Source organism: Aetokthonos hydrillicola CCALA 1050, assembly GCF_017591665.1.
GTDB lineage: Bacteria > Cyanobacteriota > Cyanobacteriia > Cyanobacteriales > Nostocaceae > Aetokthonos > Aetokthonos hydrillicola.
In genome coordinates this window covers 62257-77811 of record NZ_JAAKGC010000020.1, presented here as the reverse complement: position 1 = coordinate 77811, position 15555 = coordinate 62257, and the positions used below count along the sequence as shown (strand labels likewise).

Below are 15555 nucleotides of genomic sequence, written 5' to 3'. Positions count from 1 at the left end.
ATTGAGAGGGTTTGGAAGAATTTATGGATACTGCGATTAAAGTTACGCTGCATATCTAATAATCTCAACTTCTGCGCCATTATTAACGGCTACTTCCGCCCTTTGGAGCACTTGTTCGGTAATTGAATCACTTAAATAATATTCCCCACAGTTATCACACACTTCCCCTGGAACTTTTTTAATGACAACAATACTTTCGTCTCTTTCTAAAGTCACGGTTACCAAACCGGGGTTAGTCTGTCCGTGCTTGCAAATAACACATTTCATAATTTTGCTTTCCTAGCTCTAAAATCATCTGACCAAATATTCTTATCAGGAATATAAGCTGTTACTACATAACCTGTATCTGTTGATTCATCGTAAGAGCATACAACATGAATTGGTTTACCTCCTACAAAATCAAGTATTAGGCAACTGGTAAAAGGTGTATCATCAGGATTTTCCTCTATCACCTCTCCATAAGCAATCACACTTTCTACTTCCTTTTTACTGATTCGACGATAAAACATCTGTTGGATAGCATGACGAGAAAAAACTAGATTTTGACAATACATGAATGTTGCTTCAAAAAGGAAGCCTTCCAATTATAAAAGAATTAGCTTTTTCTCTGTTAATAATGACAAAAATTCAAAAATTTTTTAAAAGGGTAAAAGGGAAAAAAGAGCAAAGGGCTAAGTCCTCTCAACCCCGCAACTGACTCGAAAACCAACATGGCTGCTGATGACGCCGCGCCGAGAATAGTCGTCGCGGGACGCGGAACGGCAATCCCTAGGAACAATGCTCCACGCGCCGCCCCGCAGCGTGTAATACTTGTCACCAGTAGAATTGTACACCCATACCCTTCCGTCAGTTGGTGCACCTTCATAGCTATCATGCCAAGGATCTGCACACCATTCGTCAACATTTCCATGGATGTCGTATAAGCCAAAGCTATTGGGGGGAAAACTTCCTACTGGGGTTGTTTGTTCTCGATATTCTCCTGGTGGTTCTTCTGCATACGTTTCGTTTGCATAATAATTAGCTAATTGACCGGTGATAGTTTCCCCATAGTGAAATGGTGTCGTCGTTCCAGCGCGCGCTGCATATTCCCATTGTGCTTCACTGGGCAATGTATATTCTCTTTTTGTAAAGGCTGATAGTCTCTGACAAAATTCCACCGCATTTTCCCAGGATACACATTCTACTGGTCGATTCTCTCCTTCAAAGTAAGAGGGGTTTGGGTTCAAATCACGCTGGATTTTGGGCATATTAGCCACTGCTCGCCATTGTGCCTGAGTGATTTGATATTTGCCCATGTAGAATGGTTTTATTGTTACAGTATGTTGGGGTGTTTGCCTATGAGGGCGTGGTTTCTCATCATCTGGTGAACCCATCATGAAGGTTCCTCCGGGAATGTAAACCATCTCCAACTCTACGCCATTTAACAGATACTCTGTGAAATATCTTGCTTGTCGCCATGCTTTTGTGATGATTTCTCCCCTACGATTTACTGTGACCACTTCAAATTTATAGGTTTTTAAACTATCCGATTCTTCAGGTTTTGGTACTCCTGTTGCATCCCCTAGGGTTGCGATCGCCCATTTCTCCCATTGTTGACAAGCATCCGGGATTTTTGCTCTGTATGCTGTAGCGTAGATCAACGCTGTTAAATCTGGTCTATTTAATACTTGTGCTATCCTCAACGCCCAAGTGTACAAATGCTGTTGCGATTGTGTGAGTAAGGAATCTAATTGTTGCCTTAGTCTAGTCGCACTTTGGCTTTTTTTCCGGCTACTTGCTTCACAACGAGCAGTGATGAGTTCTATTTCTATTGCTTGGGTTGGGTTTTGAGGGCTGAAGTTAGTTAACTGTGCTTGCACCTGATAAATTTGCAGGAGGCTATCTGCTAATATCCAGGTTGCTTGTAGGGTATCTCCAGCTTCGAGCCAAGAAGAAGCTGCGGCTTGTGGTTGTTCACACATCAGGTAACAGCGCGCTGCATTTGACCAGTTTTTTGCCTTTGTGTAACACTGTGCTGCTTGTTCCCAGAGAGATTGTTCTTCGTAGGTTTGTGCTGCTTGCTGGTATTCCCCGATTTGTTCCCAAACGCGACACGCATCTGCTAGCCATCCTGCTTTAATGTAGCACTGGGCGGCTTTTAGTAGTAGTTCTCTCCTTGTCGCTTCGTCTGGGTTTTGGTTCACACTCATGAATAAAAGAATTCAGAATACAGGAGTCAGGAGTCAGAATAAACCACCCATAAAGGGATGGTGTTTTAATGAAAAAGTTTCAACCCCTATCTCGTCCACTCTTGCACGAAGTTTTAAACCAAAATTCATTCTGACTCCTGAATTCTGACTCCTGACTACTTCATAAATTTTACGGTATTGGAGATGCGATCGCGTTACAGCGTCATAGATTTCACCCAAACAACCCAAAGCGGAATATCACGTGGGAATTAAAATGGAAGATGCAACATCCCTAATCAGAGTTTTGCCCATGTTGTCTACCCATGAACTTCCCCACCTGACGCCACAGGAATATTTTGAGTGGGAAGCCCAGCAAGATGTACGCTATGAGTATTTTGATGGGCAAGTCTTCGCAATGACTGGTGGATCGTTACCCCATGCTGACATTGCTCTGAATGTTGCGAGTATTCTGCGACAAGCTTTACAAAGACGCTGCAAGGTGAGAAACTCCGATGCAAAGGTCGGAATCACAGAAAATGGCCCCTTTGTTTATCCTGATGTTAGTGTTACCTGTGACGATCGCGATCGCGCAGCCCAACAATTCTCTCGTTATCCCTGCTTGATTATTGAAGTTTTATCTCCCAGCACTGAAGCGTATGATCGAGGAGGCAAATTTGCTCTCTACCGCCGTTTGGAGAGTTTGCAAGAGTATCTTCTAATCGGATCTGAAACTAAGTCTGTGGATCTGTTTCGACGAAGTCAATCGGGGGAATGGACATTTATTCCCTATGGGGAAGGCGATGATATTGAACTGAGGAGCTTGGGTTTAACGATTTCGGTCGATTTGATCTATGAAGATGTGCTGCTGTGAACAGTTAACGGTTACCAGTTAGCACCGCACTATACACCTTGATAACTGATAACTGTTGACTGATAACTGTTAAATTCCCTGATTCACAGAGGGAGTCAAAGTAATCATTGCGACTGTTGGTCTAACACGCTCCCCAGAACGAACACCGTCAAAAGCAGTTACTCTACGTTCAGCAACACTTGCATTACGCTCGGTAGCAGCTTTACGTAACAAACCCACCAACTCACCAAAACGTCGAGCATCGGCTACACGAGGTGGTTCTTCACAGTACAAACCAACACAAGCATCTCTAAAAAGCGAGCGGATATCATCCCCACTCATACCCTCGGTTTCGGCTGCAATTATCTCAAGCAGTTCACCAGAAACCTCAATACCAAAGTGCTGAGAATGAACTTGAGCAATAGCTCGTCTAGCAAGTATATCAGGTCGATTAATAGCGATCGCTTTAAAACGACTAGGACGCAACAATGCTTCATCTATAATATCCAGACGGTTTGTTGTCCCAATCACCAGCATAGGAACATCCGGACGAAACCCATCCATTTCGGTTAATATTTGAGCAACTAAAGCATTTCCTGCTCTTGTTCCACCATCATCTCTTCCTGATCGCTTAGTAGCAATAGAATCAAATTCATCAAAAACCAAAACTGCTGGAGCATTACGTCGCGCTTCAGCAAACAATTCCCGTACCTTACGCTCACTTTCACCAACATACTTATCAGTGATTTCTGGTCCCGAAACCACCTGAATAGTTGCGTTAAGTTGATTTGCAATAGCTTTGGCAAATAGCGTTTTACCTGTACCAGGAGGACCATGAAAAATAAAACCTCTAGGAATCAGTTCTTGGCGTAACTTTTCGTTGGGGAGGTTGTAGGAACCAGTCATTAACCGCAAAGCTTTCCCAAGTTCTTCCTTAACTTGATTGTATCCGCCAATATCATCAAAAGTCACGTTAGGAACTTCAAAATTAACCGAAGTTTGGGCTTTAAAGGCTCTAATTGCTTGATAGAGGCGACTAACAGGGACTTTTTCTGTTCCAGCGACTTCTTGAACTGCATACTTAATAGCATGGCGCAATCGAATAGGGTTCATACCCGCAACATTTTTGTACAACCCTTCTGGATCAAAATCCTCGAAATGAGCGACTTCATCAGCAGTCACCAATGCTCTACCGATGTTTTTTTCTTCCCCGTTAGGATAAGTCACTGTGCGGGAAACTCCACTAATGAGTAACCGTACAGCAAATCTAGCCGCCAACACTTCGGGAATATCCTGAGAACGATCTGCAAAAGCCAACATCAAGCGATCGCTTTGTTTATAAACCAGTTCAATTAATTCCCTAGATTCTGTAGATAAATTACCATCACTCCCCCCTGCAAGCAAATCCAGATGAGGAATCACCAACACATCCCCTTGTTTGAGGGTATTAATCAAATTCTTCAGCGTAGCCAGTTGACGTTGACGCAGACTTCTAGGCATTAAGCCTCCTTCTTCATCGTCAGGAACAGTCAACTCTATAGGATTAAGATTAGCTCGTTGTGCCATTTCTCGCCAGACGTGTGCAACCACCAATTTTTCACACACCACCAGCACCGACAGTCCAGCTCTGAGAAACGATGCAGTTGTATTAATTTCCAGCGCATAAGCTAGTCTAACAGCATCTTTTTCACTAATATCTTTTGGGAAATCGTCTTGTGCAGGTGTCGAGATGGTTTCTGGTTGAATTTCTAGTTTTTTTGCTTCAGACTCAATTGGCGGAGATCCCGGATCTGGAGATTGGTTATTCTTTGTTCCTGCTACCCCTTTATTAATAACCAAACCAGGTGGACGATACAAAGGACAATCTGGTGGTTCTTGTGCAACCGTGATGACAAATTGTTCTAATTTTTGCTCCATAGTACTTTCATCTATAGCAGAAGTACTCAGAGCAGGAAATTGACACAAAAACTCTCGCAGCGTCAGAGAGTCATTATAATATACGGAGTCTTGAAATTGTTGCACATCATCTACGAGAGGAACAAGCTTAATCCTTTGTCTAGCCATACGGGAACTAACCATCTAGCGCTGCTAAGAACAACATAACCAATGCCTACGCCTATTTATCACATCACGCACATAAATAACTTGCCTTCCATCCTAAACAGTACTATAGTACTATTAAATTAGTTGAAGATGCTATCAAACAGCGATCGCTTAACTCTGAAATTAATTGCGAGTAGCTGTTGATAAAGTTGCTCTAAGCTATCAATAGTAATTTTACCATCTACCTGAAGTTTGTTGATTACTGCGAGAGTCCCCTTCACCTGAAGTCCCAATCGAACTGCTTCTTTTCGAGCGGCGTTGTCATCTAAAATAATGTAATCACATGGTAGCTCAATACCTAAAGCAATGGCTTCTGATTCTCCTAAACCTAGTCGCGCGTTTAGACTATTAGCTAAAAAAGTTAACTTAATCGCTTTGGGTGTTATCTTACCCGAATCAACCAACTGTTGCACGGATTGACTGGCTTTATCCGATTTAGCAGAAATTTCCTCTGCCACAAACATTGGTAAATAAAATTCATTGGCAGAGTCAACAAAAGTATTTAGAAATCCTAGTTGCGCTAGAAAGATTAATGGAGAGGAGTTAAAGACTATTTTCACACTATTTACCAATCCTTTTCAAGTGCAACATCTTGCGGAGTTAGATAGGAAAACTCTAGACCCATCATGTCCAATAGTTCTAGAAATACGTTCGGTTCTATTTCCATAATTTCTGCTGCTTTTTTTAAGCTAATCACTCGTGAAAATAATGCACCAACAACAAACAGAAAAGTTTCTTTCTGCTCAATATCATTGAACAATTGAATTTCTGCTGCTACACTTCTAAGTACTTCCTTATTAGTCATAAATCTATTAGATAAGTTTAAGAATAATTTTACTAGACGAGCAAAATTATGTTGCAAGACAATTGTAGTGTACAAGGGGTGTTACATTTAGAACAAGGGCAATTTGAGCAGGCGCGGTACAAGCTAGAAACAGAGTAATAGGCAAAATATTATGCAAGCCTACAAATTCAAGGGAAAAATCGACAGTGCAGGTAATTTAGTGATTACCGAATCCATACAAATACCACCTGGTGAGGTGGAAGTAATTGTCTTACAGGTTGCAAATTCCACAGAAAAAATTACTAAGCCAGAACTGGAGACACCCAAAAGACGTACCAAAATAAAAGCTTTAGAAGGATGGTTTGAAAAAACACAACCCGCTCCTCCTGATTTTGACCTAGATGGAGCAAGATGGGAAGCTTTGAAGGAAAGGTTTAATGTAGGTTGGGTTGAATGAAGTGAAACCCAACATTTATAAGGGTTTGTTGGGTTTCGCTTAACGCTCTACCCAACCTACGATTTTCTCAATTAACCCCTAAACCTAACATTTTCTGAGAAAATTTATATAATTTAATCCCCTCACGATAAGCATAACCAAGATAGCGACGCGCGCGAAGCTGATCAATATCTGATCGCTCAATTGTCCATAAAGGTTTCCACCAATTTGCTATTGACAATGCATCTCGTAAACGTTCCTCATCACTCGCTGCTTGGCGATCGCTCATCACACTATAGGCTGTCTTAACTTGATGTATCACCTCTTGCTCATGATAAATCATTGCGGCTTCATACACATCTAAGACAAAATTCTGTTGTGTTAGGCGCAGACGATCCAGTAATTCAGTTCTCCAATTACGAACTTGAATATCTATGGTTGGTTGTGCTAAATGCAGAGTAAGGGATAATTTTGTTGTTGAGTTTTGCAACAGTTGTAATACCAAATTAACAGCAACACTTTCTTGTCCTCTTATGGGTCGATGCAATACTGTAGTTAAAGGTGATAGCTGTCGGCAATCGTCTGCTATATCTTCCCCTAAAAATGGTAACGCTGGAGTTAATAAACCATACCGTGTTACCCAATCCCCAGAACAGGATGATGGTGGTATTGTCTTAAGTAATGTACGAGCTAACTGAGGATTTGCAGTACCCAAAGCCGCAGCCATAAAAAAGTTACTTACACCAATAGGACTATTATCTCCTAAAGGAGGCATTTCCCATCGTAACCGAGCTGCTGTGACAGAGGTGAGTTGTGCGATCGCCTGAACAAGATTAGCAGAAGGACAATTTAGCTTTTCTACGGCAGACAGATCTCCTTGTGGTGGTGCAACTCTTGCCTCATGGCTCATCATTGCCCACTCTATCACCTGTAAAACTGTTTCACTCGCGCTCATCAATCACCCAGTATGGACAAAGAACCATTTTATTCCCTTGACGGACATAAAAACGCAAAGTGCGTTTATTTCCATCTACGTTAATCAATCCTGCTAATTGCCAAGGTATAGTAAATGTGCTGAAATGTAACTCCACATCAATAGACGATAAACCAAAACTTGGTGTTGCAGGAAATAAGTGGGTGTGATACCAGCCTAACAACCGATCTCCTGGGTGATTTTGATTGAGTGTACGTTTAACCTCAACAAAGGAATCACCTGTAAAAGTCAAATGCAGAAAAGAAGCTCCTGTGTGCTGAGCAGTTAAAGCATTGGTAATTTCTAGTAAATAAATATTCTCGTCTTCCCCATCTCGATAGACTTTACCAATCAAAAACCCACCTTCTTCAACCTTTCGAGAAAGGGGACGCTCGTGACATATATCTTGGTAGAGCGATCGCTTTAAAACAACTTTAACTGGTGCTTTGCTAGTTTGGGTTTGAGATTCTGTAGATAACTTGACCAAAACAGGATGTATATTTGAGCTAATTTCATCGCCACTTTCTTGTATTCCCGAACCTGTTTCACTAGATATCACCCCAAAATCACCCAAGGTTTTTATAGGAGGTTTTTCTTCCTCTAAGCGACGAACTGTAAAACTGGGTTTTTTTTCAGGAGGCTCCTTGAGCGCTGATGTATAATGTGGAGCTAATACCGTCAATTTTAATCTGATTGCCGAAACTTTGGGTATTTCTGACAGATCCACTCGGAAACCCCACCAATTTTCTTCTGGGTACTGTTCACTCAATTTCTTTTGCAAAGTTCGGGTTACAACATCATAAAGGCGATGAGGATGCTGATAAATTAAAAAGTTTCCCTCATATACCTTAATATAAGTGTACCCGAATTCAGGAACCAAATTTTCAACAATGGGGGGTTCCATTGGTAGGGGTTCTTCAGGCAGATTAAGAATTAAGATTTGTATCGAATCTAAAAGCAAAGAGCGTCCTAGTAACCTCTCTAAGGATTCTCTAACAACGGGTAAAAATGATATTTTGCCGAAGAACTTACGATCTGCTCCTCGGTATAATTCAATTTTTAAGTCATCCTGTTCCTTCATTCGCTCAACCGTTTAATATTGAGTCTTGGAGGGGTTTGCACCTCTTGGAAGAGTTTACGCAAGACTGACTGTCCACCTCGTTTTTCAATTGCGATCTGACCTTGTTCAGAAATCGCCCATTGTTGGGCTTCTGGATTATACCCCTCTTCAACAGCATAATTCTGATAGCTGGCAATATCAATTAATAACTGGCACAGCTTACCAAAATCCAAACCAGGACGATAGCGATCGCCAAGATCCCCCAAACAAACTAAACCAGATCCGGGATCTACGTTAGGATGAAAAATAGGAGTTTGCCAGAAAACCTCTGGTGCTCGCATTGGAAATTCTCCAAGTAGAACAAGGTAAACTTCATGCTCATCAATTAATAGAGGTTCTCCACCCAATTCTAGGGGTGGTGCGAATCCTGGCGCGTTAAATTTCAGTAAATAATCAGTTGGTACTGAGTGGCTATTTGCAGAGACTTGAAAACCTGGATGGCTTTGAGCATAAGCAAGTATTTGGTTTCTAGCACGGGCTAAAGCTTCTTGGCGCAGTTGTGGATGAATTGCCCCAGCCGTTGCTTCCGGCGCTACACTCAAGGTATCATCTTCCTGAATATTCGCATCGTGCAACGTTTGGTCATGGTTTAAACGTTCGGTTGATCCATCTTCATGTCGCCTGTCAATTACCACTCGTCGCCCTTGCTGAAACATTCTTGGATCATACTCTTGGCTCATAACCCCTTTAGCCACTTCTCCAACAGTCGTATCAGAAGGGACATCATTAATCTCAAATCTTGCTTGATCCGGACCTTCAACAAATATACGGCTAATGAGATACGATTGAGGATCTTCAGTTAAAAGATTGACGCGTACTGAATTTTGATTCGACTGGAGTATTGTCTGAAGTCCTTCAGCAAAAGACGCAACCGCGTCAGAACTACAATTGTTTACTCCTAGTAAAACCACCCGATTCCCTGAAAATCGCAAAGTAAGATTTTCGGGTGATATGTTTTGTGCAGGTGCAACCACTCTAGCTGATGCAAGAAGATTGGTTACATCGTCTCGACCTTGGATTGAAATAATGAATAAGTTAGAATTTGCTTGTTGTGTTTCTGTTGAACTACTGCTAGGCTGTGCCGTGCTGCTAGCTTGATTGTTGGGGGTATTAGATTGGGTGCGATCTGCCTCTGGCAGCAAGCTTGGCTTATCGCTACAATATTGGCTTAAAACACGATTAGATGGGTAAACATTAGCAGCAGCGTCAATCAGTAGTTGTAAGTCAGATCCTTCTTGTAAAACACCAGATTCGATTCGATTACAAATCCCTCGCCAGTATGCTAAAGTCCCGTCGTTTTGTGGACGCATATGAACAGGAAAATCAATTGTATCCAGCAAAAGATTAGCCATTGCTTCATCCTGGAACAAGGCTGCTAATTGGTTTAGTATACCATTTTTGAGTAAATCCTTTAACGTTAAAGTCATTTGTTAACTATAAAAATAAATTTTTTTCTAAATTTTAAGTTCGGTCAATAATGAACTGCTAATCTAACTACGGTATTTCTGAAAAGTAGAATTTCCAGGATAAATATCTGCTGCTGCATCTACCAAGTATTGTAAGTCGTTTCCCCTAGGCGAAGCACCATTCTGAATTGTTGTACAAATTTTCTGCCAATATCCCAAACTCGTACCTTGTGTAGGAAAAATAGGACGCATATGACCAGGAAAATCTATCGCATTTAGTAATAACTCTGCCATATCTTCATTATTGAATGAGGTTGTTAGCTCCTTGAGTATTCCATTTTTTATTAGTTCCTGTAAGTTCATTTTGACTTTTTGGGTTTTTACTACGGTTTTGTCAACTATGTTTTCATCTGATTTTACTACATTCTCTGCATAGTAAGCGAGGACTATGTCTCCTAATCCTTCAATACGTTGCGTAGGAAACTGCAAGCGATTCTTTTGAACTCCCCATTTTCTCAATTCATTCAATACATACGAATAAAGTTGATAAACAGTAATAAAATTTTTATTTTCCCTAACTTCCTTACTATTTAATCCTTGTAATAGAAAATGTGAAAAAATCCCATTTTCTCTATCTTCATAAGCTTTTTGATTTGCTGTAGCTGCTGCAAGTAGAGCAAAACCTTCAGCTTTTTGGTAGACATTCTCAAAAAACTCTTGTTGGTCAATTACATCTCTGCCTATATTAACCCCACTGTGACAAGCATCTAATGTCAGTATTAGTTGACGCGCTCCACTTTTTCTCATATAGCTTTCGACTTGCGCTACAGATAAAACTTCGGATTCATCGTCTAAAAGAGAATATTCAGTATCCTTTAGTATCAAAACAGGCTCTTTTTTATCAGGAGTCAACGTTCCATGACATGAGAAATGTACCCAAAGGAGATCATTGGGTTGGAGTGTTTGAGAAAGTATATTAAGTTTTGCCTTTACGTTCCTACGAGTCGGTGAGTCTTTATCGTCTAGTTCATCATGAAGACAGAATACTTCGTAGCCTAGCTTAGAGAGAGTTTTCTGTAAAGCTTTAACGTCATTTACACAAAACATTAAGTCTTTAATTTCAGAATCAACATAATGATTCACACCAACTAATAATGCCCAAAAATTTCCTTTTTGTTTTTCCTCCGTTGCTGGGATTATTTCACGCTCAAGCATTTGTTGTTCATCGATCTCCTTTATTTTTCCATCATTCTAACTCAAACCATTCCCAGCCATTCATTGTTTTCACGGTCAGTATTTCACGCTTAGGAATACCCAATTGCTCAAGCGTTATATCTTCTGGAACGTCATCTAATTCAATAGTTGTTCTAGGTCTTAAAGGTTTTTGACACTGGGGACAAAAATCTCTAGAAGGAACACCCCATCGTATTTCATGAAAATTGCAATGAGAACATTCTACAAGCTTTTGCACTGGTTCCCAAACAAGAGGAACTGATTGTTGAGGTAGGAAAGTCCGCAGCTTTTGTATAGTATCCTGAAAACTAACATTAATCTTGGTTACAAAATCAATTGATGTATGCAACGGGCATTCAGGATCTCGTACTTGTGGAATAATGACCGTGCTTCCTCGTCCAGTATCAATCGACAAAGTACCAGAAGGACAAGTCATATCCATAAGAAAACGGACAGCTATTGTTCCCATCCATGTTCCCACTAAAGCAGAAGATGGAACTGCTGCACCTACAGAAATTTCTTGTCTGGTATCAAGACAACTCCAAGGAACATCAGCTATGCTACGGTCTTCTACACTAAGGCTGCATCCGTAACATGCTCCTTGTGGATCTAAGTAAGGTCGTACTTCTCCACCCCAAGGGTGTGTTCCTCCATCAATGTAGGGAGTTTTCATTAATTGACAACGACCTGTAAGCTGTAAACGAGCAGAACGGCTATCTAGACAACTAATAACTAGATTAGCCTCTCGGATTTCCCCTAATCCTACACCATGAATCAGTGGTAGCGATCGCGTCTCAATTTTCAATCCAGGATTCCATTCTATTAAAGCTGCTGCGGCTGCTTCTACCTTAAAACGACCAATATCGGATTCACGAAACAACAGCGTTCGACTCAAATTAGATTCTTCTACCCGATCTGGATCACACAAAAGCAAACTACCCACTCCAGACATAGCAAGAATTCTAGAAACTTCATTACCTAAAGCTCCCATCCCAACAATAATCACCTTCGCATCCGCGAGCTTTTGCTGACTCCAACCAGGGATTAATTCATGTCGAGCATAACGACTACTCATCAAGTTTTTTCGATGTGACAGGACAGTAACGTTGTCCATTAAACCCTGGATTCCATGCTTCTAAGCAATTAAGACCATGAATAATATCTCGATGGACAGCTATCTTGCACAAAGGTTCATGAGGACTACAAGGGCAAATAACAACGCGATCGTTTTGCCGAAAAGTATGACTACACACTACACAAGTATGGCGTTGAAAACCTGCCAATGGTGGATTTAGTAAGTGATGACTAGCATTTAACCTTGCAATAGGCATATCCTTTGGTGGAGGACAAGTTGTATCCAACCCCATAAAAAAAGCCGATGACTGTTCAGAAAAATCCAACTTAGTGACATCAGTCTGGCTACAAGGCAACAAAGGGCTATTATGTCGAACAGTTCCATCGTTCGCGATTTCTACTGTATCACCCAATCGGAACGTGTGAGAACAAACCGGACAGTACTGGTGCAACCAATAGGAATTTAGGGTCGTTATTCCTTGACCACCTCTGTGAATTGCAGTGTTATTAACCGGATCCATAGCAACACTAGCCCCTTGGTCAAAGTCACTACGTAAATCAGGTAAGTTTTTGGATTGTTCGGGCATAATAAAGATAGTCAGAATATATCTTCCCCGTTGCTTCAACCACAAAGCATTCGTTCGATCTCATCTGCCCCTAACCCTGCCATTAATTCTTCTACTAGATGAGCATACATACTATCACCTAGTACATCAACTCCTTGATCATTGATATTAATTCGCACACGAATCTTCTTATCGTCAGAACTACTAAGATAATCTTCTTGTGTCATTAAATCTGGCAGATGAGAAACAAAGCGTGTTTTGGGAGGAGAATTAGAAATTAAATCGCTCAAGTTGTTATATAGAGACTGATAATAAGAAAACAAAGCTTGTGTTTCAAATTCTAGCAAGAAATGAGCAATTTTTGAGTATAGACCACGTTTCCCAAACAAGAGCAGGGGAGCAGGGGAGCACAGGAGCAGGGGAGCAGGGGAGCACAGGAGCAGGGGAGCAGGGGAGCACAGGAGCAGGGGATGCAGGGGAGAAAAAAAGACAAATCTTACCCATTTTTGACTTTTGACTTTTGACTTTTGACTTCCCCAGAGGGGTGCCCCATGCTATAATTCTTCATCCAGTTGGGTGAATGCGATACATTCCAAGACATTGTACTCTGTAAAGAAGAGGTGGCGGTAATCTAAATCCTGAAAAACTGCCAAGCGGCTCTTGATTACCTTTCACAATCAATTAGTTGCTTGTGGATCAAAGTCTAAAGAATGGATGAAACTGTGAACGCGCTGCACACGCCAGAAAAAGAAGCATTACGTCTACTGGAAAAAATCGCCGCCAACTTATCGGGGATGATTTTTCAATTGCTTCAGCGACAAGACGGTTCCAAGTCTATCCTTTATGCTAGTTCTGGTTGTCGAGATTTGTTTGAATTAGAACCAGAGGATGTACAGCAAGATTTTCAAGCAATCTATAACCTTATTCATCCAGAAGATATCAAAGCTTTTGAAGAATCCATTGCTACTTCTTCCACTCGAATTATACCTTGGCGCTGGGAAGGTCGGATCATCACCAATAGTAACAAACTCAAGTGGATTCAAGGAACCGCTTGCCCAGAAATACAAAAAGAGGGCGATGTTGTTTGGGATGGATTTTTAACTAATATAACAGACCGCAAACAAGCAGAACTTTCTCTTTGGGAGTCTGAGCAAAAATTTTCCAAAGCATTTCGTTGTAGCCCTACCCCAATTAGTATCCTGAAGCTTCAAGATGGGCGTTACGTGGATGCTAATGATGCGTTTGTTGAGATTAGCGGCTTTTCTCGCGAAGAAGTGATTAATCGTACTCCTGGAGAGTTGAATATTTGGAACAATTCTGCTGAAGGAGCCAGGATACAAAGGATGTTACTGGAGGAGGGGTTTGTTCGGAATTTAGAAGCTGAGTTTTACACAAAATCAGGTGAGCTGAAGGTGGTACTGTTCTCAGCCGAGATGATTACCCTTGGGGAACAAGCTTGCGTGCTTTGTGTTATGAATGATATCACCCAACGCAAAAAGACGGAAGAGTTACTACTACTGAGTGCAAAACGCGATCGCCTCTTCAGCCAAACCTTAACACGAATTCGTCACTCTCTCAATCTAGACCAAGTTCTCCACACTACAGTCAACGAAGTTCGGCAATTTTTACAAGCAGATCGAGTTTTTATTGCTCTTAGAGATACGTTGGGAAAATCAAAAATCCTTGCTGAATCAGTCGATCCAGAATATCCATCTGTGTTGAACTGGAAGCCTGAACACGAAATTTATCTTTTAGAATTGAGAAAACTATTAACCACCCATCGTGTACGAGTTGTAGAAGATATCACGCAAGTAACCTCACCCGAATTGCAGGGACTTTATCAAGAATTTAGAACCAGGGCGACTTTGGCTGTACCGATTATCCTGAATGATGAATGGTTTGGCGCGTTGGTTGCTAACCAATGTCGAGAAGCACGTCATTGGACAGCTATGGAAATTGATTTGCTTCAGCAGATGTCAGAACAGGTAGCGATCGCCATTCAGCAAGCGCAGCTATATCAAGAACTAGCAGAACTAAACGCTAATTTAGAACTTCAAGTACAAGACCGAACAGCACAACTACAACAGAAAATGGAGGAAATCCAAGAACTCAGTCGGGTAAAAGATGTAGTTTTGCACACAGTTTCCCACGATTTACGAACTACTGTCATGGGTAACTTGATGGTATTAAATAATCTGCTAAATAATTCAGTGGAGGACAAACAACAACGCGACGACTCTTCCCCTCTTGTTATATCTCGCCGAGTTATAGAGCGAATGATTCAAGGTAATGATCGCCAACTTGGGATGATTGATTCACTGCTAGAAATTCATGCGAGCATTGAGCAAGGTGTTGTTCTTCGTACTGAAGCCGTCAATCTTAGTACCCTAGTAACAGACATTATTAACCATTCATCACATCTCATATCACAAAATCAAGCTAATGTCAATAATCTAATTCCTGCTGATTTACCACCAGTTATTGCTGATCCAGTACAGTTACAGAAAGTTTTTGTCAATTTATTGACTCAAAGCTTGCAAAATAATCCACCAGGTTTAAACTTTACCTTGAAAGCTACGATTGAAAGGGGAGTGATTCGCTGTATTATTCAAGATGACGGTGTGAGAATGAGTAAGTTAGAGTGTAATCGCCTCTTCGATTTGTACGTACGCGATCCACAAGCACGATGTTCAACAAGCATTGGCTTGAAAATGTTTCTTTGTCGGCAAATTATCAAGGCACATCGCGGTGAAATGGGCGTGTTCAGTGGTAACCGTAAGCAAGGGTTAACTTTCTGGTTCACACTCCCAATAGCAACTCAGCAACTTTAGGTTCGATCTCG

At 41.2% G+C, this 15555-nt stretch carries 16 protein-coding genes; 3 read left to right on the top strand and 13 right to left on the bottom strand.

Annotated elements, in window-relative coordinates; all coding sequences use genetic code 11:
• Positions 1–42 precede the first annotated feature (42 nt).
• The 3 genes from G4P69_RS12795 to G4P69_RS12785 all read right to left on the bottom strand — a co-directional run bounded on the left by G4P69_RS12795 (position 43) and on the right by G4P69_RS12785 (position 2189).
• Positions 43–267 (bottom strand): type II toxin-antitoxin system MqsA family antitoxin, encoded by a 225-nt coding sequence (locus G4P69_RS12795; RefSeq protein WP_208341276.1) that lies wholly within the window; start codon positions 265–267, stop codon positions 43–45.
• Complete coding sequence (locus tag G4P69_RS12790) at positions 264–554, bottom strand: DUF4258 domain-containing protein (protein ID WP_208341275.1); 291 nt, start codon at positions 552–554, stop codon at positions 264–266. Before G4P69_RS12790 ends, G4P69_RS12795 begins: the two co-directional genes overlap by 4 nt.
• 117 nt (positions 555–671) lie before the next feature.
• Positions 672–2189: a formylglycine-generating enzyme family protein gene (locus G4P69_RS12785; RefSeq protein WP_208341274.1), complete on the bottom strand. Its 1518-nt coding sequence runs from the start codon at positions 2187–2189 to the stop codon at positions 672–674.
• 253 nt (positions 2190–2442) lie between these two features.
• Between G4P69_RS12785 and G4P69_RS12780 the strand changes: the two genes are divergently transcribed.
• Positions 2443–3039 (top strand): Uma2 family endonuclease, encoded by a 597-nt coding sequence (locus G4P69_RS12780; RefSeq protein WP_243902335.1) that lies wholly within the window; start codon positions 2443–2445, stop codon positions 3037–3039.
• A 69-nt stretch (positions 3040–3108) separates the two neighbouring features.
• On the opposite strand, the gene G4P69_RS12775 is transcribed toward G4P69_RS12780, so the two are convergent.
• The 3 genes from G4P69_RS12775 to G4P69_RS12760 form a co-directional block, all read right to left on the bottom strand.
• Positions 3109–5097 carry an ATP-binding protein gene (locus tag G4P69_RS12775; protein ID WP_243902334.1) on the bottom strand — a complete coding sequence of 663 codons (1989 nt, stop codon included), beginning with the start codon at positions 5095–5097 and terminating at the stop codon, positions 3109–3111.
• Positions 5098–5201: 104 nt separating this feature from the next.
• Positions 5202–5681 (bottom strand): DUF3368 domain-containing protein, encoded by a 480-nt coding sequence (locus G4P69_RS12765; protein WP_208344816.1) that lies wholly within the window; start codon positions 5679–5681, stop codon positions 5202–5204.
• A gap of 5 nt (positions 5682–5686) precedes the next feature.
• On the bottom strand, positions 5687–5926 hold the full coding sequence (locus G4P69_RS12760) for a hypothetical protein (protein WP_208344815.1): 240 nt from the start codon (positions 5924–5926) through the stop codon (positions 5687–5689).
• Positions 5927–6077: 151 nt separating this feature from the next.
• Here G4P69_RS12760 and G4P69_RS12755 point away from each other — a divergent pair, with 151 nt between their 5' ends.
• Positions 6078–6362: a hypothetical protein gene (locus tag G4P69_RS12755; RefSeq protein WP_208344814.1), complete on the top strand. Its 285-nt coding sequence runs from the start codon at positions 6078–6080 to the stop codon at positions 6360–6362.
• 67 nt (positions 6363–6429) lie between these two features.
• On the opposite strand, the gene G4P69_RS12750 is transcribed toward G4P69_RS12755, so the two are convergent.
• From G4P69_RS12750 to G4P69_RS12720, 7 genes are all read right to left on the bottom strand, one after another.
• Positions 6430–7296, bottom strand: coding sequence for a hypothetical protein (locus G4P69_RS12750; RefSeq protein WP_208344813.1), 867 nt, complete (start codon positions 7294–7296; stop codon positions 6430–6432).
• Positions 7283–8395, bottom strand: coding sequence for a JAB N-terminal domain-containing protein (locus G4P69_RS12745; protein WP_208344812.1), 1113 nt, complete (start codon positions 8393–8395; stop codon positions 7283–7285). The genes G4P69_RS12750 and G4P69_RS12745 overlap by 14 nt, the downstream gene beginning before the upstream one ends.
• On the bottom strand, positions 8392–9861 hold the full coding sequence (locus G4P69_RS12740; protein WP_208350103.1) for a ubiquitin-conjugating enzyme E2: 1470 nt from the start codon (positions 9859–9861) through the stop codon (positions 8392–8394). The genes G4P69_RS12745 and G4P69_RS12740 overlap by 4 nt, the downstream gene beginning before the upstream one ends.
• Positions 9862–9924: 63 nt before the next feature.
• Positions 9925–11055 carry a caspase family protein gene (locus tag G4P69_RS12735; protein ID WP_208344809.1) on the bottom strand — a complete coding sequence of 377 codons (1131 nt, stop codon included), beginning with the start codon at positions 11053–11055 and terminating at the stop codon, positions 9925–9927.
• 31 nt (positions 11056–11086) lie between these two features.
• On the bottom strand, positions 11087–12148 hold the full coding sequence (locus tag G4P69_RS12730; RefSeq protein WP_208344808.1) for a HesA/MoeB/ThiF family protein: 1062 nt from the start codon (positions 12146–12148) through the stop codon (positions 11087–11089).
• Positions 12141–12734 carry a hypothetical protein gene (locus G4P69_RS12725; RefSeq protein ID WP_208344807.1) on the bottom strand — a complete coding sequence of 198 codons (594 nt, stop codon included), beginning with the start codon at positions 12732–12734 and terminating at the stop codon, positions 12141–12143. Before G4P69_RS12725 ends, G4P69_RS12730 begins: the two co-directional genes overlap by 8 nt.
• Before the next feature lie 35 nt (positions 12735–12769).
• A complete protein-coding gene (locus G4P69_RS12720; RefSeq protein ID WP_208344806.1) occupies positions 12770–13060 on the bottom strand; it encodes a radical SAM-modified peptide, FtsH ternary system-associated in 291 nt (96 codons plus the stop codon).
• A 363-nt stretch (positions 13061–13423) separates the two neighbouring features.
• Here G4P69_RS12720 and G4P69_RS12715 point away from each other — a divergent pair, with 363 nt between their 5' ends.
• Positions 13424–15544 carry a sensor histidine kinase gene (locus G4P69_RS12715; protein WP_208350100.1) on the top strand — a complete coding sequence of 707 codons (2121 nt, stop codon included), beginning with the start codon at positions 13424–13426 and terminating at the stop codon, positions 15542–15544.
• The last annotated feature ends 11 nt before the right edge of the window (positions 15545–15555 follow it).

Coding starts and splice junctions, on each gene's coding strand:
- G4P69_RS12795 (WP_208341276.1), bottom strand. CDS start 267: ATGAAATGTGTTATTTGCAAGCACGGACAGACTAACCCCGGTTTGGTA.
- G4P69_RS12790 (WP_208341275.1), bottom strand. CDS start 554: ATGTATTGTCAAAATCTAGTTTTTTCTCGTCATGCTATCCAACAGATG.
- G4P69_RS12785 (WP_208341274.1), bottom strand. CDS start 2,189: ATGAGTGTGAACCAAAACCCAGACGAAGCGACAAGGAGAGAACTACTA.
- G4P69_RS12780 (WP_243902335.1), top strand. CDS start 2,443: ATGGAAGATGCAACATCCCTAATCAGAGTTTTGCCCATGTTGTCTACC.
- G4P69_RS12775 (WP_243902334.1), bottom strand. CDS start 5,097: ATGGTTAGTTCCCGTATGGCTAGACAAAGGATTAAGCTTGTTCCTCTC.
- G4P69_RS12760 (WP_208344815.1), bottom strand. CDS start 5,926: ATGACTAATAAGGAAGTACTTAGAAGTGTAGCAGCAGAAATTCAATTG.
- G4P69_RS12755 (WP_208344814.1), top strand. CDS start 6,078: ATGCAAGCCTACAAATTCAAGGGAAAAATCGACAGTGCAGGTAATTTA.
- G4P69_RS12750 (WP_208344813.1), bottom strand. CDS start 7,296: ATGAGCGCGAGTGAAACAGTTTTACAGGTGATAGAGTGGGCAATGATG.
- G4P69_RS12745 (WP_208344812.1), bottom strand. CDS start 8,395: ATGAAGGAACAGGATGACTTAAAAATTGAATTATACCGAGGAGCAGAT.
- G4P69_RS12740 (WP_208350103.1), bottom strand. CDS start 9,861: ATGACTTTAACGTTAAAGGATTTACTCAAAAATGGTATACTAAACCAA.
- G4P69_RS12735 (WP_208344809.1), bottom strand. CDS start 11,055: ATGCTTGAGCGTGAAATAATCCCAGCAACGGAGGAAAAACAAAAAGGA.
- G4P69_RS12730 (WP_208344808.1), bottom strand. CDS start 12,148: ATGAGTAGTCGTTATGCTCGACATGAATTAATCCCTGGTTGGAGTCAG.
- G4P69_RS12725 (WP_208344807.1), bottom strand. CDS start 12,734: ATGCCCGAACAATCCAAAAACTTACCTGATTTACGTAGTGACTTTGAC.
- G4P69_RS12715 (WP_208350100.1), top strand. CDS start 13,424: ATGGATGAAACTGTGAACGCGCTGCACACGCCAGAAAAAGAAGCATTA.